This window comes from Mycobacterium sp. NGS59 (assembly GCF_059812345.1).
The window spans coordinates 1-18,087 of record NZ_JCALCN010000013.1 but is presented as its reverse complement, the minus strand read 5'-3'; the positions used below and the strand labels follow the sequence as shown (position 1 = coordinate 18,087).

Here is an 18,087-nt window from a genome sequence, read left to right as displayed (position 1 = left end):
GGGTGGGCTTGCACACGTTGTGGTTAGACCACGCGTGGCACCGGGCACAGCTATTCATGTCCGCTACACAGCTGGCGCACAGCCGCTCGGCGTTGTCGCGCACTAGCCTGTAACGCAACTCGTGAAACAACCGACACATCAGTCACACCGTGCACCGCGCACGTGAACCCAGGGGGAGAGAACACTCATGCGGATCAAATCCATCGTCTTGGCAGCAGCGGCCGTCGCCGCCGTCGGCGCAGCCGGTGTCACCGTCACCGCTCCGGCGCCGTACCAGGTGCAACCCGTCGTCTTCGGCGCGCCGCTTCCGCAGGACCCGGCGCCGGCCACCGCGGTCCCGACGGCTGGGCAGCTCACCGGCATCCTGACCAACCTCGCCGACCCGAGTGTGTCGTTCACGAACAAAGGCAACCTGGTCGAGGGCGGCATCGGCGGCACCGAAGCGCACCTCGCCGACCACCAGCTGAAGAAGGCGGAGAAGAACGGTCAGCTGCCGTTGTCGTTCAGCATCGCCAACATCCAGCCGGCGGGCGCCGGTTCGGCCACCGCCGATGTCTCGGTTTCCGGCCCCAAGCTCTCGCCGCCGGTCACCCAGAACGTGACGTTCGTCAACCAGGGCGGTCAGGGCGGCTGGGTGCTGTCGCGTGGTTCGGCGATGGAACTGTTGCGGGCCGCCTCCCACTGACCCGGAGTACCGACGCGCTACGCCATATCCATGTCGTAGACCCGCGCATGCAAAACGGTGCGGTTACGCAGCGCGGCCCGCACCGCCCGGTGCAGGCCGTCCTCCAGATAGACGATGCCTCGCCACTTGACGGCGTGCGGGAACAGGTCGCCGTAGAACGTCGAATCCTCGGACAGCAGGCGGTCGAGTTCGAGCACCCTGGTCGTGGTGACCAACTCGTCGAGGCGGATCTGCTGCGGCGGTATCTGGGACCAGTCCCGGTACGACAGCCCGTGTTCGGGGTACGGCTTGCCCTCGCGCACGCCTTTGAAGATCACCTGCAAAGGCTAACCGCCGCGCGGCGCTGACGAGGTGTCGGCCACCGAACGCCCGTTGGCGGGATGAGCGCTGCTGAGACCGTAAAATAAACGCGGTCGGGGAGTCCCCAGGTCGCGTTCTAGGAGGTGAACGGTCGATGGGAAGCGCGGACGAGCGTCGCTTTCAGGTGTTGCACGCCATCGTCGCCGACTTCGTCGCCACCCACGAACCGATCGGCTCGAAATCCCTGGTGGAACGGCACAACCTCGGTGTCTCCAGCGCGACCGTCCGCAACGACATGGCGGTGCTGGAGGCCGAGGGTTACATCACCCAGCCGCACACCAGCTCCGGGCGGGTGCCCACGGAGAAGGGATACCGCGAGTTCGTCGACCGCCTCGACGACGTCAAGCCGCTGTCCTCGGCCGAGCGCCGCGCCATCCAGAGCTTTCTGGAATCCGGTGTCGACCTCGACGACGTGCTGCGCCGCGCGGTGCGCCTGTTGGCCCAGCTCACCCGGCAGGTGGCCGTGGTGCAGTACCCGACACTGTCGACGTCGACCGTCCGGCACCTGGAAGTGATCGCGCTGACCCCGGCCCGGTTGCTGATGGTGGTCATCACCGATTCCGGGCGGGTGGACCAGCGCATCGTCGAACTCGGTGACGTCATCGACGACCATCAGCTCTCCCAACTGCGGGAGATGCTCGGGCAGGCGCTGATCGGTAAGCGGCTCGCCGCCGCTTCGATCGCGGTGGCTGACCTGGCCGGCCGGCTGCACGGCGGCGACGGCCTGGGCGACGCGGTCGGACGCTCGGCGACGGTGTTGCTGGAATCGCTGGTCGAACACACCGAGGAGCGGCTGCTGTTGGGCGGTACCGCCAACCTGACCCGCAACTCCGCCGACTTCGGCGGATCGCTGCGGTCCATCCTGGAAGCTCTCGAGGAACAGGTCGTGGTGTTGCGGCTGTTGGCGGCGCAGCAGGAAGCCGGCAAGGTGACGGTGCGCATCGGTCACGAGACGGAAGCCCAGGAGATGGCCGGCACCTCGATGGTGTCCACTCTCTACGGCAGTCACGACACCGTCTACGGCGGCATGGGGGTGCTGGGGCCCACCCGGATGGACTATCCGGGAACTATGGCCAGTGTGGCTGCGGTTGCCATGTATATCGGCGAAGTGCTGGGTGCTCGATGATCGCGCACCCCCAACAGGTTTCGAGGACAGCCGCCGCCGCGGCGGTCTAGTCCCGCATAGGAGAGGTCAAACGTGGCACGCGATTACTACGGGTTGCTCGGAGTCAGCAAGGGCGCCAGCGATGCGGACATCAAGCGCGCCTACCGCAAGCTGGCGCGCGAGTTGCATCCCGACGTCAACCCCGACCAGGCGGCGCAGGCGAAGTTCCAGGAGATCAGCGCCGCCTACGAGGTGCTGAGCGACCCGGAGAAGCGCCGGATCGTCGACCTGGGCGGAGACCCACTGGAAAGCGCGGGCGCCGGCAACGGCTTCGCCGGTTTCGGTGGCCTGGGCGACGTGTTCGAAGCGTTCTTCGGGGGCAGTGGCTTCGGCGGAGGCGGAGGTTCCCGCGGTCCGATCGGCCGGGTCCGTCCGGGATCGGACTCGCTGCTGCGGATGCGCCTGGACCTCGAGGAGTGCGCCACCGGCGTCACCAAACAGGTCACCGTCGACACCGCCGTGCTGTGCGACCGCTGCCAGGGCAAGGGCACCAACGGCGATTCGGCGCCCGTGCCGTGTGACACCTGCGCCGGCCGCGGCGAGGTGCAGAGCGTGCAGCGTTCGCTGCTGGGGCAGATGCTGACCTCGCGTCCCTGTCCGACCTGCCGCGGCGTGGGCGTCACCATCCCCGACCCCTGCTACCAGTGCATGGGCGACGGACGGGTACGCGCGCGCCGGGACATCACCGTCAAGATCCCGGCCGGGGTCGCCGAGGGCATGCGGGTCCGGCTCGCCGCGCAAGGTGAGGTCGGTCCCGGCGGCGGGCCCGCGGGTGATCTGTATGTGGAGGTCCACGAACAGGCCCACGACATCTTCGTCCGGCAGGGTGAGGATCTGCACTGCACGGTGTCGGTTCCCATGGTCGACGCGGCGCTGGGCGTCACGGTCACTTTGGATGCCATTCTGGACGGCGCCAGCGAGATCGTCGTCCCGCCGGGCACCCAGCCGGGCGCGACGATCACGCTGCGCGGGAGAGGGATGCCACACCTGCGCTCCAGCGCGCGCGGCGACCTGCACGTCCACATCGAGGTCGTGGTCCCCACCCGACTGGACAACCACGACACCGATCTGTTGCGGGAGCTGAAGAACCGCCGTGGCCGCGACGTGGCGGAAGTCCGCTCGACGCACTCCGGCGGCGGCGGGCTGTTCAGTCGCCTGCGCGAAACCTTCACCGGGCGTTAGTCTTTCACGCTCCCCATGGTGGCCACGCTGTTCTACGTCGACGCGTTGCCCGAACCGGAGGCGATGGCCTTCGTCACCGGTGACGAAGGATTCCACGCCGCCACCGTCCGGCGCATCCGGCCCGGCGAGGAACTGGTACTCGGTGACGGCGCCGGCGGACTGGCCCGCTGCCGGGTCGAGCACGCCGGACGTGACGGCCTCGGGGCACGCGTTCAGGAACGCTGGACGGTCGCAGCCCCGTCACCCGCAGTGACGGTCGTCCAGGCGTTGCCGAAATCCGAGCGCTCCGAACTCGCCGTCGAGCTGGCCACCGAGGCCGGCGCCGACGCGTTCCTTGCGTGGCAGGCGGCGCGGTGCGTCGCCAACTGGCAAGGCGCGCGCGTCGACAAGGGCCTGCGCCGGTGGCGGGCGGTGGCCCGCTCGGCCGCACGGCAGTCCCGGCGTGCCTACATCCCTCCGGTGGACGGCGTGTTGTCCACCAAGGCTTTGACCGCGCGGGTCCGCGACGAGCTGGCCGACGGTGGCACGGTGCTGGCGTTGCACGAGTCGGCGACCCGGCGCCTGACGGATATCGCACTGCGGCAAACGGATTCGGTGCTGCTGGTGGTGGGTCCGGAAGGCGGTATTGCTCCGGAGGAGATCACCGCGCTGGTCGACGCCGGCGCCGTGGCGGTCCGGCTCGGCCCGACCGTGCTACGCACGTCGACCGCCGCGGCGGTGGCGCTGGGGGCGCTGGGGGTGCTCACCACCCGCTGGGACGCCTCCGCCGACTGTGAATCGGACGACAAGACACGCCGGTGAGGCGTCGTCAGAATCCCACTCGGGATGCCAGTAGCGGGACGCCTATTTCGAGCGCGGGCTGGCAATCCTGCTGGCCGGCATCAAATCGCTGAGTTGTGGTCAGCGACCGGCGGTAGACTGATGCCGTTTGATTCGACACGCCAGAAAGCAGGCAACGGAAACCACGTGACGCCCCGCGAGACCCGCGCTGCTGCCAGCGACGTGCAAGTGCGCAGCAGCATTGACGTTCCGCCCGACCTCGTCATGGGCCTGCTCGGCTCGGCCGACGAGAATTTGCGCGCCCTGGAACGCGCGCTGAGCGCCAAGCTGCATGTCCGCGGCAACACCGTCAGCTTCTCCGGTGAGCCCGCCGACGTCGCGCTGGCCGAACGTGCGGTGTCGGAGTTGGTGGCGATCGTGGGCCGCGGGCAGGCGCTGACGCCGGAGGTGGTGCGGCACAGTGTGGCCATGCTGGTCGGCACCGGCAACGAATCGCCGGCCGAGGTCCTGACCTTGGACATCCTGTCCCGGCGCGGCAAGACGATCCGGCCCAAGACGCTCAACCAGAAGCATTACGTCGACGCGATCGACAACAACACCATCGTCTTCGGCATCGGTCCGGCCGGCACCGGAAAGACCTACCTGGCCATGGCCAAAGCCGTGCACGCGCTGCAGACCAAACAGGTCACCCGCATCATCCTGACCCGGCCCGCCGTGGAAGCCGGTGAGCGCCTTGGGTTTCTGCCGGGCACGCTCAGCGAGAAGATCGACCCGTATCTGCGCCCGCTGTACGACGCGCTCTACGACATGATGGATCCCGAGCTGATCCCGAAGCTGATGTCGGCCGGGGTGATCGAGGTGGCGCCGCTGGCGTATATGCGCGGGCGCGCCCAGCCGGTCTTCACAAAAGTGTTGACGCCGAACGGGTTTCGGCCCATCGGCGAGTTGGAGGTGGGGGACTTCGTCATCGGGTCGGACGGGCGGCCGACGGAGGTTCTCGGCGTCTATCCGCAAGGCTTCAAAGAGATTTATCGGGTATCGGCGCAGGACGGCTCCTCCACACTGGCCTCCGGGGATCACCTCTGGTCGGTCTACACCCGCAGCGACCGTCGGCGCGGCAAGCCCGCGCGGGTGCTGCAGACCAAGGAGATGATCGGCAATCTGCGCGCCGGGCACTCCCACCGCTACGAGTTGCCGCTATTGAGCGCGCCGGCGGATTTCGACGCTCGTCCGGTGCCGCTGGATCCGTACGCGCTCGGATTGTTGCTCGGCGACGGATGTCTCACCGGTGCGACGACGCCCTCGTTTTCGGCAGCGGATCCGGAGTTGGCCAACGCGTGGGGTCGGCTCGGTCTCGCAGGGACGCGCTCGGACACCAAGTTCATCCCGCAGGACTACCTGTTCAATTCGGCCGGCGCGCGGTTGGCCGTCCTGCAGGGTCTGCTCGATTCCGACGGCGGGTCGGTCACCCGTGGCGGACGATGGTGCCGTGTTCAGTTCACTACCCCGTCCGATCGACTGCGCGACGACGTAACTTTCGTTGTCCAGTCGCTGGGCGGCGTCGTCGACCAACGCACCAAGCCGGCCCAAAGCGCCGGGCCGAAGGGGCTGCAGCAGCGTGCCGGCGCGCACATCCTCGACATCCGACTGCCTGAGGGCGTCGTGCCTTTCCGGCTGTCACGCAACGCCGAGAAATACAACGCGACCGGGGGCGCCCGCCCGATGCGGTTCGTCGACAGCATCGAGCCAGCCGGCATCGAAGAAGCCGTGTGCATCCGGGTCGCGGCCGCAGATTCGCTGTACGTGACCGAGGACTTTCTGCTCACCCACAACACCCTCAACGACGCGTTCATCGTCCTCGACGAGGCGCAGAACACCACCGCCGAGCAGATGAAGATGTTCCTCACCCGGCTGGGTTTCGGGTCCAAGGTCGTCGTCACCGGTGACGCCACTCAGGTCGACCTGCCCGGCGGCGCGCGCTCGGGTCTGCGGGCGGCGGTCGACATTCTGGAGGACATCGACGACATCCATATCGCCGAGCTGACCAGCCAGGACGTGGTCCGGCACCGGCTGGTCGGAGAGATCGTCGACGCCTACGCGCGCTACGAGGACCCCGAGTCCGGGATGAACCGGGCGGCTCGGCGGGCATCCGGCAGCCGTCATCGTCGATGATGAGGGCGTGAGAGTCTCATGAGCATCGAAGTCTCCAACGAGTCGGGGATCGACGTCTCCGAAGTCGAGTTGGTCAGCGTCGCGCGGTTCGTCATCACCCAGATGGACGTGAACCCGGCCGCCGAACTGTCGATGGTGTTGCTGGACACCGCGGCGATGGCCGACCTGCACATGCGCTGGATGGACCTGCCCGGACCGACCGACGTGATGAGCTTTCCGATGGACGAGCTCGAACCCGGCGGTCGCCCGGATGCCCCCGATCCAGGGCCGGCCATGCTCGGCGACATCGTGCTGTGCCCGGAGTTCGCCGCCGTGCAGGCCGCCGCGGCGGGTCACACCCTCGGTCATGAACTGGCGCTGCTGACCATCCACGGCGTGCTGCATCTGCTCGGCTACGACCACGGCGAGCCGGACGAGGAGCGCGAGATGTTCGCCCTGCAGGACCGGCTGCTGGAGGAGTGGGTGGCCGAGCAGGTGCAGGCCTACCAGCAGGACCGGCAACAGGAGCGAGACCGCCGGTTGCTAGACAAGTCAAGGTATTTCGAGAATTGAGCAGCATCTCGCAACTGCTCGGTGCGGTCGTGTTGATCGGTCTGGGCGGGCTATTCGCGATGCTCGACGCTGCGGTAAGCACGGTGTCGCTGGCCCGCAGCCAGGAACTGGTGCGTGACGAGCGGCCGGGTGCGAGATCGTTGCTCAAGGTCATCACCGACCGGCCGCGTTACATCAACCTGGTGGTGTTGCTGCGCATCGTCTGCGAGATCTTCGCGACCGCGTTACTGGTGGTCTATTTCCGGGACAGCGTGAGCCAGAAGTGGGGATTGCTCTACGCCGCGGCCGTGATGGTGGTCACCAGCTTCGTCGTCATCGGTGTCGGTCCACGTACGCTAGGCCGCCAACACGCCTATTCGATCGCGTTGGCGACTGCCCTTCCGCTGCAGGTGATGTCGTGGCTGCTGATGCCGGTGAGCCGGCTGCTGGTGTTGCTGGGCAATGCGCTCACCCCCGGCCGGGGCTTCCGCAACGGCCCGTTCGCCTCCGAGATCGAGTTGCGTGAAGTCGTCGACCTGGCCCAGCAGCGTGGTGTGGTCGCCGCCGACGAACGCCGCATGATCGAGTCGGTTTTCGAGCTGGGTGACACCCCCGCGCGTGAGGTGATGGTGCCGCGCACCGAGATGGTGTGGATCGAGGGTGAGAAGTCAGCAGGGCAGGCGATCGCTCTCGCGGTGCGCAGCGGGCATTCCCGCATCCCGGTGATCGGCGAGAACGTCGACGACGTACTCGGCGTGGTGTACCTGAAAGACCTTGTGCGACAGCGGTTCTTCGCCTCCGATCGCGGACACGAGACCACCGCGGCGCAGGTGATGCGCCCGGCGGTCTTCGTGCCCGACTCCAAGCCGCTGGACGCGCTGCTGCGCGAGATGCAGCGCGACCGCAACCACATGGCGTTGCTGGTCGACGAGTACGGTGCCATCGCCGGGCTGGTCAGCATCGAGGACGTGCTGGAGGAGATCGTCGGTGAGATCGCCGACGAGTACGACGAAGCTGAGACGGCCCCGGTGGAGGAGTTGGGGGACAACCGTTTCCGGGTGTCGGCCCGGCTGCCCATCGAGGACGTCGGGGAGTTGTACGGGGTCGAGTTCGACGACGATCTCGACGTCGACACCGTCGGCGGTCTGCTGGCCCTGGAGCTGGGCCGTGTTCCGCTGCCGGGCGCCGAAGTGGTCTCGCACGGCCTGCGGATGCACGCCGAAGGCGGCCGCGATCATCGGGGACGGGTCCGGATCGGCACCGTGCTGTTGAGCCCGGTCGAGGAGGGGGACGACGATGAGTGACCGGCTCGGTGCCGACGTCGCCACGACGCCGTGAGCGAGTTCCGTTCCGGCTTCGTGTGTCTGGTGGGCCGGCCCAACACGGGAAAATCGACGCTGACCAATGCGCTGGTCGGCGCGAAGGTGGCGATCACCTCGATGCGCCCGCAGACCACCCGGCACACCATCCGCGGGATCGTGCACCGCGAGGACTTCCAGATCATCCTGGTCGACACCCCGGGCCTGCACCGGCCGCGGACCTTGCTGGGCAAGCGCCTCAACGACCTGGTCCGCGACACCTACTCCGAGGTCGACGTCATCGGGTTGTGCATCCCAGCCGACGAGACGATCGGTCCCGGCGACCGCTGGATCGTCGAACAGATCCGCTCGGTCGCGCCGAAGACGACGTTGATGGCCATTGTCACCAAGACCGACAAAGTGCCCAGGGACCGGGTGGCCGCACAGCTGGTCGCGGTCAGTGAACTCGTCCCGAACGCCGCTGAAATCGTCCCGGTGTCAGCCGTTTCCGGGGCGCAGGTCGACGTGTTGATCGAGGTGCTGGCCGCCGCGCTGCCCCCCGGCCCGGCCTATTACCCAGACGGTGAGCTCACCGACGAGCCCGAAGAGGTGCTGATGGCCGAGCTCATCCGGGAGGCGGCCCTGGAGGGTGTCCGCGACGAGCTGCCGCACTCGCTGGCCGTGGTGATCGAGGAGGTCGAACCGCGGGATGATCGCGACGATCTGATCGACGTGCACGCCGTGCTCTACGTCGAGCGGGACAGCCAGAAGGGCATCGTCATCGGCAAGGGCGGTGCCAGGCTGCGGGAGGTCGGTACTGCCGCCCGCACCCAGATCGAAAAGCTGCTCGGCACAAAGGTATACCTGGACCTGCGGGTAAAGGTCGCCAAGAATTGGCAGCGTGACCCCAAACAGCTTGGCCGGCTTGGCTTCTAACGGCGTGTGCCGTTCACCGCCGAGCGCGGCAACCGGCCGGCGCGGGAATGTCCACTCATCACGTCGCCGTTGAACACGACGTCGAAATCGAGGTTGAGCCGCATCGGCTTGCGCACCGACTGCCGCCAGGTCACCCGTGTCCCGCCGGATGCCGGGCTACTCGAAACGCCTTGTAGGTCAACCGTTTCGTCCTGGTAGGTGGCGGTGCCGGACCAGCCATCCGGTCCTTGGGTGAAGAGATATTGCACCGCGAGAGTGCCGATCGGGGTCTTGATCCGCACGTCCCAGTCGCCTGCAAAGCTCGATCCAGATCTCAACTCACACCTCCACCGGTTCCCGGCCGGCGCTGCGCCACACCACGCCCCGGCGTTCGTATTCGAAGAGCTGCTCGACGGCGTGCGCGACGCGGGGGCCGTACCACCGGTCCAGCAGGTGCAGCGCCAGGTCCAACCCGGACGTCACCCCGCCCGCGGTGACCAGGTCGCCGTCGTCGACCACCCGGGCGGGCACCGCGTTTACCCCAGCGGCGTCCAGCAGGCCCAGCCCCAGGTGATGGGTGACTGCGTGGCGCCCCTCGATCAGACCCGCCATCGCCAGGATCACCGAACCACCGCACACCGCCGTCACGGTGATCTCCGGATTGCCGAATGCCTGCTCCAGCAACGGAGTCAGCTTCGTCTGCGCCGCCTGGGCCAGCAACACCGGTATGGTTTCGACGCCGTCGTCGGGGTCGCCGCCGACCGGTCCGCTCGCTCCGGGTAGCAGCACGCAGCCACTGCGGGTCGGATCGAGCGCGGCCGTCGCCGCCAGCGTCAGGCCGCGCGTGCCACTGGTCACGTCGCGGGCGCCCTCCGCCGACACCAGTGACACCTCCAACTCGCCTCCCACGAATTCGCTTCCGGCAGCGAGCACTTCGAACGGCGCGATCACATCGAGCGGGTCGAACCCGTCGTAGAGCACTAGTTGCGCATGCATGCCACTCATCGTGGGGGGCGCCATCACTTCTCACCAGTGGCCTGATTGCCATCCTGCATCGGTATATTGCCAAGCCATGCACAAAGTGGCGGTCTTGGCTGAGCCAGATGTCATCGCGTTCGATATGGCCATCGCGATCGAGACGTTCGGCCGCGTCCGACTGGCCGACGACACGCCGGGCTACCGCGTCCGGGTGTGCGGATGTGCGCCCGTGGTCTGCGCCGGACCCGTCGGCATCACCACCGATTTCGGGCTGGACGAGCTTTGCGATGCCGACACCATCATCGTGCCGGGACGCAACGACGTGACCACACCCGTGCGGGACGATGTGGTGGTGGCACTAAAGGCGGCCCACGACAAAGGAATTCGGATAGCGTCGATATGCACCGGCGCGTTCACCCTGGCCGCCACCGGGGTGCTCGACGGCAAGCGTGCGACCACCCATTGGGTCGCGGCGGAAATCTTTGCCGCCAGGTATCCGGCCGTGCGGCTCGATCCCGATGCGCTCTACGTCGACGAGGGCCAGATCCTGACCTCCGCCGGAGCGTCAGCCGGATTGGACTTGTGCCTGCACATGGTCGCCCGAGACTACGGTTCGGCGGTGGCCGCCGACGCCGCACGCCTGGCTGTGGCCCCACTGCACCGCAGCGGGGGCCAGGCCCAATTCATCGTCCGCAACCGTCGTGTGGTCAACACCGAACTGGACGCGGTACTGGCCTGGATCGAAACCAGCGCGCACCTGCCGCTGACCCTTGCCGACATCGCACGCCAGGCATCGACCAGCGTGCGGACGTTGAACCGCGCATTCAAGCGAGAGACCGGACAGACGCCGTTGCAATGGGTCAACGGGGTGCGGATCCGGCACGCCCAGGAACTACTTGAGGCCACCGACGACGGAATCGAAACCATCTCGCGCCGAGTCGGTTTCGCGTCGACGACCAACTTCCGTGAGCAGTTCCGCCGACTCACGGGAGTGACACCGCAGAGCTATCGCAACACCTTTCGCCAAACTGCAGACAACACTCAGACGTGAGTCAAACCCCGTGCGTCGTAACAGTTTTCAACGTCGAGGTGGCGGCACACCGTGCATGGGCGGCGTGTTGTTGCCGGTGTTCCACCACACTTCGGGCTGTTTGGACGCCCAGCCGCTGACCGCCTCCAATTCGGCGGCCAACGAGATCAGCATGCCTTCACTGTTGGCCGGCCCCATCAGCTGCACCCCGATCGGCAACCCGTCGGAGGTGAAACCGGCCGGCACGTTGATGGACGGCCACCCGAGTACGTTCCACGGCCACGTGTACGGGCACGCGGCGATGATGGCGCGGTCGGTGGCCAGGCCGCTCAACCGGTCGAAGGCGCGCGCCTGCGGTGGCGGCTGGGCAGTGGTCGGCGCCAGCACCACGTCGACGATGTTGAAGATCGATCCGACCCGGCGCTGGTCGGCGATCTCGTGACGGCGCGCGCTGCGCAGGGTCGCCTGCGAGAGCATGTGGCCGGTGCGCATGTTGGACAACGTGCGGGGATCCCACTCGATACCGTCGCCGAGGCGCTCCTGCCACTCCCACAGCGCGGAGGTGGACCGGGCCAGAAAGTCCCACGACAACCGCAGCCCGTAGTCGGGGTTTCCCTTGACCACCTTGTGACCGAGTAGTTCGAGCTGCTCGCCGACCTTCAAAGTGGCGGCCAGGATCTCCGGATGCAGCTTGGCCCGGAAGAACGTGTACGGAAACCCGGTCGACAAGGCGACCTTGAGTTCGCCGGGGGCGATGCCGACGTAGTCGGAGGCGGTCAACGGTTCGGGCTTGTGCAGATCGCCCTCGACGTTGCCCGACGCCGCGTCCAGCACCAGCGCGGCGTCGGCCACCGTCCGCGCCAGCACGCCGTTGACGGTGATGCCGTTGAACGATTCCGGCTCCGGCCAGGTGGAGATGCGGCCGCGTTGGGGCTTGATGCCCACCAGGTGCGTCCAGGCCGCCGGGATGCGGACACTGCCCGCGCCGTCGGAACCGATCGCGGCGGTCACCAGGCCCGCGGCCACCGCGGCGGCGCTGCCGCCCGACGACCCGCCCGGGGTGTGCCGACGAGCCCAGGGATTTCGGGTGTGCCCGAACCCGGGCCCGCTGGTGAACGGCCACTGGCCCAGTTCGCAGGTGTTGGTCTTGCCGACAATCACCGCACCGGCCGCCTTGAGCCGGCGGACCACCTCGCTGTCCTGGGTCGCCGGCCGGACATACCCATCGGTGCCGTAGCGGGTCGGCACGCCAGCAACGTCGACGTCGTCTTTGATCGCGATCGGGATGCCCAGCAGCGGCGCCGTGTCACCGGCAGCGCGGTGCCGGTCGGCGGCGGCGGCGTCGGCCAGCGCCGACTCGGTCAGCACGACCCGGAACGCGTTCAATGTGGACTGACTCACATCGATGGCATGCAGCGATCGGCGGGCCAGTTCGGCGGCGGTGACCTTGCGGGTGGCCAGCTGGTACAACAGGTCGGTTAACGTGGGCAAGCGCTGGTAGCCGGAGCCGGACACGGCCCCGGAACCGGACTCGGAAGCGCCAACCACGGGGTACGAGACTATCGGCGCGGATACCCGCAATGTCGCGGCGGGGTGCAAAACTACGTGGCGATCGCCAGCGCGGCGGAGCCGGGCGCAGCGGGTCGCCACTAAGATCAGCGGGATGCGGCTGTATCGAGACCGGGCTGTTGTGCTGCGTCAGCACAAGCTCGGCGAAGCCGACCGGATCGTCACCTTGCTGACCCGCGATCACGGGTTGGTTCGGGCGGTGGCCAAGGGCGTGCGCCGCACCCGCAGCAAATTCGGTGCCCGGTTGGAACCGTTCGCGCACATCGACGCGCAACTGCACCCGGGCCGCAACCTCGACATTGTCACCCAGGTCGTTTCGATCGACGCGTTCGCCACCGACATCGTCAGCGACTACGGCCGCTACACCTGCGCTTGCGCGATGCTGGAAACCGCCGAACGTCTCGCCGGGGAAGAACGGGCGCCCGCCCCGGCGCTGCACCGGCTCACCGTCAGCGCGCTCCGGGCGGTGGCGGATGGGCGCCGGTCCCGCGATCTGCTGTTGGACGCCTACCTGTTACGCGCCATGGCCACAGCCGGATGGGCGCCGGCGTTGACCGAATGCGCCCGCTGCGCCACCCCGGGTCCGCATCGGGCGTTTCACATCGCAGCCGGAGGCAGCGTCTGCACGCACTGCCGTCCGGCCGGCGCGACCACTCCGCCGCTGGGCGTGGTGGACCTCATGTCCGCCCTGCACGACGGTGATTGGGAGAGTGCCGAGGCCGCGCCGCAAGCACACCGCAGCTACGTCAGCGGACTGGTAGCCGCGCACCTGCAATGGCACTTGGAGCGCCAGCTCAAGACGCTGCCGCTGGTGGAGCGGGTCTCCGCCAATCGCACCATCGCCGACCGTCGCCCCGAACCGATTGGGCAGGATGTCGAGTGTGGCTAACAGGGCCGAGCGAAAGCTGAAGTTCGCCGACTTTCCGCAACTGCCCCCGGCGCCCGAGGATTACCCGACCTTTCCCGACACCTCGACGTGGCCGGTCGTCTTCCCGCAGTTGCCGCCGTCGCCCGACGGGGGACCGCGTCGTCCGCCGCAACACACGTCGAAGGCGGTTGCACCCCGGATCCCGGCCGACCAGCTGCCCAACCACGTCGCCATCGTGATGGACGGCAACGGCCGCTGGGCTACCCAGCGTGGCTTGAGTCGTACCGAGGGCCACAAGATGGGCGAAGCGGTGGTGATCGACATCGCTTGCGGCGCAGTCGAACTCGGTATCAAATGGCTCAGTCTCTACGCGTTCTCCACGGAGAACTGGAAGCGTTCGCCCGAAGAGGTCCGCTTTCTCATGGGCTTCAACCGCGACGTGGTGCGACGTCGCCGGGAGATTCTCAACGAGATGGGCGTGCGGATTCGCTGGGTGGGTTCCCGGCCGCGCCTGTGGCGCAGCGTGATCAACGAACTCGCGATCGCCGAGGAAGTGACGAAGAACAACGACGTCATCACCATCAACTACTGCGTCAACTACGGTGGCCGCGCCGAGATCGCCGAAGCCACCAGACGGATCGCCGAGCAGGCCGCGGCCGGCAGACTCAACCCCGATCGCATCACCGAATCCACCCTCGCGCGGTACATGCAGCGTCCTGACATCCCCGACGTCGACCTGTTCCTGCGCACCTCGGGGGAGCAACGGTCCAGCAACTTCATGCTGTGGCAGGCGGCTTACGCCGAATTCATCTTCCAGGACAAGCTCTGGCCCGACTACGACCGTCGCGATCTGTGGGCGGCCTGCGAGGAATACGCCTCGCGTAACCGCCGGTTCGGGAGCGCCTAGTGCCGGCACTGCAAGAGCGACTCATGGCGATACTCGGAGAGGTGCTGGCCGTCGACGCGGAATCCGACGGGGCGCTGACAATACGGCACAACGGCACGTTCGCGTCGTTGCGGGTGGTGACCATCGCCGAGGACCTCGACCTGGTGTCGTTGACCCAGGTATTGGCCTGGGACCTGCCGCTGTCGAAGAAGATCAGCGACCAGGTGGCCAGGCACGGCCGGGACTCGAACTTCGGGTCGGTGACTCTGCTCGAAAAGGGGTCCAAGAGCGCCAAGACGGCGGACGTCTTACTGCGGTACAACTTTCCCGGCGGCGGGCTCACCGACGACGCACTGCGCACGTTGATCCTGTTGGTGCTGGACAGCGGTGCCCGCATCCGCGCCGAATTGACCGCCTGAGCGCGACCAGTGTGCGGCCGGCAGCACATTCGGCGGCCAGGGCTCAGCGGCAATCCGAGCAGGTGCCGAAGATCTCGATGGTGTGGCTGACGTCGGAGTAGCCGTGTTTGGTGGCCACTTCGGCCGCCCAGGCCTCGACCTCGTGGTCGCCGACCTCGATGGCCGAGCCGCAGCTGCGGCACACCAGGTGGTGGTGATGGTGATCCGAGCATCTGCGGTAGACCGCTTCTCCGGTGTCGGTGCGCAGCGAGTCGACCAGGCCTGCGGCCGCCATCGACTGCAGCGTCCGATAAACGGTGGTCAGGCCGATGTTCTCGCCGCGCCGGCGCAGCTCGTCGTGCAGTTCTTGAGCCGAGCGGAACTCGTCCAGCGTCTCCAACAGCGTCGAGATGGCCGCCCGTTGCCGGGTGGAGCGGACGCTTCCTGCGGTTTCGCTCATGTCACGTCCTCGCTGGCATGGGCAACCGCGTCGATGACGATGTGCGCCAGGTGATGGTCGGCCAGCCGGTACAGCACTTCGCGGCCGGACCGTTCCCCGGACACCACCCCAGCGGCCTTGAGGATCTTCAGATGCTGACTCACCAATGGTTGCGGAACACCCAGCGCGTCGACCAATTCGTGGACGCAGCGCTGAGATTCGCGCAACTGCAACACGATAGCGATCCGCACCGGGGCGGCCAGGGCGCGCAGCAATTCGCCGGCGGCATCGAGGATGTCCCGCGACGGTGGCGTCGGATAGGAGGGATGTTCCTCGAACCGGTCAGCACCGTGCTCGTGCGGACCGACCACGTCGTCGTCGGCGGCAGGAGCGGAATGTGTCCGGGGCGACGTCACCGTATGGAGTCACCACCTCTTGAAGTACCGAGCATTCGAAACAGCTTGAGACTCGCCGGAGAACCACCGTCGGCTGCAGCCAGCGACTGCCCTCCACTGTCACATGCATGATGATGCATGTCAAAGACCGGGGCGGTGGTCGCTACCATGACTGATGTTTTGCGGGCGGCGGTTGCCGTGCCCGCGTCTGCCAGATCCTCCGAAGGGAGCGCACGCCCCGTGGCGTCTGTCATCGACACCGTGGTCAACCTGGCCAAACGACGGGGCTTCGTCTTCCCGTCCGGCGAAATTTACGGCGGCACGAAGTCGGCGTGGGACTACGGCCCGCTGGGGGTCGAACTCAAGGAGAACATCAAACGGCAGTGGTGGCGTGCGGTGGTCACCGGTCGCGACGATGTCGTCGGCCTGGATTCGTCGATCATCCTGCCGCGCGAAGTATGGGTCGCCTCCGGTCACGTCGAGGTGTTCCACGACCCGCTGGTCGAATCGCTGATCACCCACAAGCGTTATCGCGCTGACCATCTCATCGAGGCCTACGAGGCCAAACACGGGCACCCGCCGCCCAACGGGCTGGCCGACATTCGGGACCCGGAAACCGGCGAGCCGGGCCGGTGGACCGAGCCGCGCGAGTTCAACATGATGCTCAAGACCTACCTCGGGCCCATCGAGACCGAAGAAGGCCTGCACTATCTGCGTCCGGAGACCGCGCAAGGGATCTTCGTCAACTTCGCCAACGTGGTGACCACCGCTCGCCGCAAGCCCCCGTTCGGCATCGGGCAGATCGGCAAGAGTTTCCGCAACGAGATCACCCCGGGCAACTTCATCTTCCGGACCCGCGAGTTCGAACAGATGGAGATGGAGTTCTTCGTCGAGCCTTCGACGGCCAAGGAGTGGCACCAGTATTGGATCGACACCCGGCGCCAGTGGTACATCGACCTCGGCATCGACCCGGAGAACCTGCGGCTGTTCGAACACCCGAGGGAAAAGCTGTCGCACTACTCCGACGGCACCACCGACATCGAGTACAAGTTCGGGTTCGCCGGTAATCCGTGGGGTGAGCTGGAAGGCATCGCCAACCGCACCGACTTCGACTTGTCGACGCACTCGAAGCATTCCGGAACCGAACTGTCCTACTACGACCAGGCCACCGACACCCGCTACGTGCCCTACGTGATCGAACCTGCCGCCGGGCTGACGCGGTCGTTCATGGCCTTCCTGGTCGACGCGTACCACGAGGACGAGGCGCCCAACGCCAAGGGCGGGGTGGACAAGCGCACGGTGCTGCGACTGGATCAGCGATTGGCTCCGGTCAAAGCGGCGGTGTTGCCGCTGTCGCGGCACGCCGATCTGAGCCCGAAGGCCCGCGACCTTGCCGCCGAGCTGCGCAAGTCCTGGAACATCGAGTTCGACGACGCCGGTGCGATCGGCCGGCGCTACCGTCGCCAGGACGAGATCGGCACGCCGTATTGCGTGACGATCGACTTCGACTCACTCGAAGACGACGCGGTCACGGTGCGCGAGCGCGACGCCATGACGCAGGAGCGCGTCGCGATCGACAAGGTAGCCGACTACCTTGCCGTGCGCTTGAGGGGCAGCTGATCTCGCGGGCGTGCGCGGTGGATAAAGCCGATCTTGTTTCGCCTTTTTCAGCGTAATTCGGCGGTTTATCCGTACGTCCGGGGATATCTCGTCAGACGAAGTTCATTCGAACTGACTTTTCAAATGTCGTGCGGAGCCGTTTCGTGGCAGACCTTTTCTGTGCCCATGGGGCCGGCTAGGCGTGACCGGTGTTGGCTGATGAGTTCAGATTTGCCGAAAATTTATCTGCGGCGGCGACGTCGGGTGCGGCCGGCGACGAGACGGGTCGTCGCGGCGTCGTCTATGGGCGGAAACGTCGGTGCCGCCTTGGATTCGGTGATGCCGCGGTCGCGACGCGGTGGTGGGAGAATCCTCGGGATGTGCATTGCGGCAGCAGAACTCCCGCGCGGGTGAACTGCGGAACGATGGTTGCGTCGGCGTCGTCTCGCGCCCTCATATTCTGGTGTCGCAAACCGTCCGCCAAACGAATCAGAAAAGCGGCCGATTACTCCGATTCGACGCCCGGTAATTCGAAAGTCTAATTCGTCGACATCGCGCTGGACAGCTGTCTGGCCCCGCACAGGATGGGCCGGACGGATGGCCGAATTCCCTCGAATGTCGGTGAAGGCGCAGACTTTCGGCCGGATTTGTTTTACGATGCGGCATGGACTGTCCTGTGTGACGGACGCCACCAAGAGTTGGAGCCGTTGACGCGGCTGGCTGGGTTGGGGTTGCGATGTTCTTGGATTTTGCGTGGTTGCCGCCGGAGATCAATTCGGCGCGGATTTTCGCTGGGGCTGGGTCGGGTCCGTTGCATGTGGCGGCGGCGGCTTGGGA

At 66.9% G+C, this 18,087-nt stretch carries 19 protein-coding genes and 2 pseudogenes; 15 read left to right on the top strand and 6 right to left on the bottom strand.

Annotated features, from left to right (window positions below; translation table 11 throughout):
- Positions 1-187: 187 nt before the first annotated feature.
- Positions 188-685: an MTB12 family secreted protein gene (locus AC5Y46_RS15680; protein WP_499945236.1), complete on the top strand. Its 498-nt coding sequence runs from the start codon at positions 188-190 to the stop codon at positions 683-685.
- Positions 686-702: 17 nt separating this feature from the next.
- Here the strand turns inward: AC5Y46_RS15680 and AC5Y46_RS15675 are convergent, their stop codons facing one another.
- The gene (locus AC5Y46_RS15675) at positions 703-1,002 is read right to left on the bottom strand and encodes a type II toxin-antitoxin system VapB family antitoxin (RefSeq protein ID WP_499945237.1); all 300 of its coding nucleotides are present in this window, start codon (positions 1,000-1,002) and stop codon (positions 703-705) included.
- A gap of 137 nt (positions 1,003-1,139) precedes the next feature.
- Between AC5Y46_RS15675 and hrcA the strand changes: the two genes are divergently transcribed.
- The 8 genes and pseudogenes from hrcA (at position 1,140) to era (ending at position 9,109) form a co-directional block, all read left to right on the top strand.
- Complete coding sequence (gene hrcA, locus AC5Y46_RS15670; RefSeq protein WP_499945238.1) at positions 1,140-2,171, top strand: heat-inducible transcriptional repressor HrcA; 1,032 nt, start codon at positions 1,140-1,142, stop codon at positions 2,169-2,171.
- Between the two features lie 72 nt (positions 2,172-2,243).
- On the top strand, positions 2,244-3,392 hold the full coding sequence (dnaJ, locus tag AC5Y46_RS15665; protein ID WP_499945239.1) for a molecular chaperone DnaJ: 1,149 nt from the start codon (positions 2,244-2,246) through the stop codon (positions 3,390-3,392).
- Positions 3,393-3,407: 15 nt separating this feature from the next.
- A complete protein-coding gene (locus AC5Y46_RS15660; protein WP_499992084.1) occupies positions 3,408-4,193 on the top strand; it encodes a 16S rRNA (uracil(1498)-N(3))-methyltransferase in 786 nt (261 codons plus the stop codon).
- A 165-nt stretch (positions 4,194-4,358) separates the two neighbouring features.
- Positions 4,359-5,060 (top strand): annotated as a pseudogene (locus tag AC5Y46_RS15655) (PhoH family protein); the annotation flags it as partial.
- A gap of 942 nt (positions 5,061-6,002) precedes the next feature.
- Positions 6,003-6,344, top strand: a pseudogene (locus AC5Y46_RS15650) (PhoH family protein); the annotation flags it as partial.
- A gap of 18 nt (positions 6,345-6,362) precedes the next feature.
- Complete coding sequence (gene ybeY, locus AC5Y46_RS15645) at positions 6,363-6,896, top strand: rRNA maturation RNase YbeY (protein ID WP_499945241.1); 534 nt, start codon at positions 6,363-6,365, stop codon at positions 6,894-6,896.
- The gene (locus AC5Y46_RS15640) at positions 6,893-8,179 is read left to right on the top strand and encodes a hemolysin family protein (RefSeq protein ID WP_499992082.1); all 1,287 of its coding nucleotides are present in this window, start codon (positions 6,893-6,895) and stop codon (positions 8,177-8,179) included. Before ybeY ends, AC5Y46_RS15640 begins: the two co-directional genes overlap by 4 nt.
- A 30-nt stretch (positions 8,180-8,209) precedes the next feature.
- Positions 8,210-9,109 carry a GTPase Era gene (gene era / locus AC5Y46_RS15635; protein WP_499945243.1) on the top strand — a complete coding sequence of 300 codons (900 nt, stop codon included), beginning with the start codon at positions 8,210-8,212 and terminating at the stop codon, positions 9,107-9,109.
- Here the strand turns inward: era and AC5Y46_RS15630 are convergent.
- Both AC5Y46_RS15630 and AC5Y46_RS15625 read right to left on the bottom strand, forming a co-directional pair.
- The gene (locus AC5Y46_RS15630; protein WP_499992081.1) at positions 9,106-9,426 is read right to left on the bottom strand and encodes a hypothetical protein; all 321 of its coding nucleotides are present in this window, start codon (positions 9,424-9,426) and stop codon (positions 9,106-9,108) included. The genes era and AC5Y46_RS15630 overlap by 4 nt on opposite strands.
- A 1-nt stretch (position 9,427) precedes the next feature.
- Positions 9,428-10,084, bottom strand: a complete 657-nt coding sequence (locus AC5Y46_RS15625; protein WP_499992080.1) for a DJ-1/PfpI family protein — start codon at positions 10,082-10,084, stop codon at positions 9,428-9,430.
- Positions 10,085-10,160: 76 nt separating this feature from the next.
- Here AC5Y46_RS15625 and AC5Y46_RS15620 point away from each other — a divergent pair, with 76 nt between their 5' ends.
- Positions 10,161-11,117 (top strand): GlxA family transcriptional regulator, encoded by a 957-nt coding sequence (locus AC5Y46_RS15620; protein WP_499992079.1) that lies wholly within the window; start codon positions 10,161-10,163, stop codon positions 11,115-11,117.
- A gap of 27 nt (positions 11,118-11,144) precedes the next feature.
- Here the strand turns inward: AC5Y46_RS15620 and AC5Y46_RS15615 are convergent, their stop codons facing one another.
- Positions 11,145-12,644 carry an amidase gene (locus AC5Y46_RS15615; RefSeq protein ID WP_499992078.1) on the bottom strand — a complete coding sequence of 500 codons (1,500 nt, stop codon included), beginning with the start codon at positions 12,642-12,644 and terminating at the stop codon, positions 11,145-11,147.
- 115 nt (positions 12,645-12,759) lie between these two features.
- Between AC5Y46_RS15615 and recO the strand changes: the two genes are divergently transcribed.
- Genes recO through AC5Y46_RS15600 form a run of 3 tightly spaced genes read left to right on the top strand, consistent with a single transcriptional unit; the run spans position 12,760 to position 14,838 of the window.
- On the top strand, positions 12,760-13,554 hold the full coding sequence (gene recO, locus AC5Y46_RS15610) for a DNA repair protein RecO (RefSeq protein WP_499992077.1): 795 nt from the start codon (positions 12,760-12,762) through the stop codon (positions 13,552-13,554).
- On the top strand, positions 13,547-14,440 hold the full coding sequence (locus AC5Y46_RS15605) for a decaprenyl diphosphate synthase (RefSeq protein ID WP_499992076.1): 894 nt from the start codon (positions 13,547-13,549) through the stop codon (positions 14,438-14,440). The genes recO and AC5Y46_RS15605 overlap by 8 nt, the downstream gene beginning before the upstream one ends.
- Positions 14,440-14,838: a hypothetical protein gene (locus AC5Y46_RS15600; protein WP_499992075.1), complete on the top strand. Its 399-nt coding sequence runs from the start codon at positions 14,440-14,442 to the stop codon at positions 14,836-14,838. The genes AC5Y46_RS15605 and AC5Y46_RS15600 overlap by 1 nt, the downstream gene beginning before the upstream one ends.
- Positions 14,839-14,881: 43 nt before the next feature.
- Here the strand turns inward: AC5Y46_RS15600 and AC5Y46_RS15595 are convergent, their stop codons facing one another.
- Both AC5Y46_RS15595 and AC5Y46_RS15590 read right to left on the bottom strand, forming a co-directional pair.
- Positions 14,882-15,277 carry a Fur family transcriptional regulator gene (locus AC5Y46_RS15595; RefSeq protein ID WP_499945252.1) on the bottom strand — a complete coding sequence of 132 codons (396 nt, stop codon included), beginning with the start codon at positions 15,275-15,277 and terminating at the stop codon, positions 14,882-14,884.
- Positions 15,274-15,672: an ArsR/SmtB family transcription factor gene (locus tag AC5Y46_RS15590; RefSeq protein WP_499945253.1), complete on the bottom strand. Its 399-nt coding sequence runs from the start codon at positions 15,670-15,672 to the stop codon at positions 15,274-15,276. Before AC5Y46_RS15590 ends, AC5Y46_RS15595 begins: the two co-directional genes overlap by 4 nt.
- A gap of 177 nt (positions 15,673-15,849) precedes the next feature.
- Between AC5Y46_RS15590 and AC5Y46_RS15585 the strand changes: the two genes are divergently transcribed.
- Together AC5Y46_RS15585 and AC5Y46_RS15580 are read left to right on the top strand one after the other, a co-directional pair.
- The gene (locus AC5Y46_RS15585) at positions 15,850-17,271 is read left to right on the top strand and encodes a glycine--tRNA ligase (RefSeq protein WP_499992155.1); all 1,422 of its coding nucleotides are present in this window, start codon (positions 15,850-15,852) and stop codon (positions 17,269-17,271) included.
- A gap of 715 nt (positions 17,272-17,986) precedes the next feature.
- On the top strand, positions 17,987-18,087 hold a 101-nt coding region (locus tag AC5Y46_RS15580; RefSeq protein ID WP_499992153.1), incomplete at its 3' end, for a PPE domain-containing protein.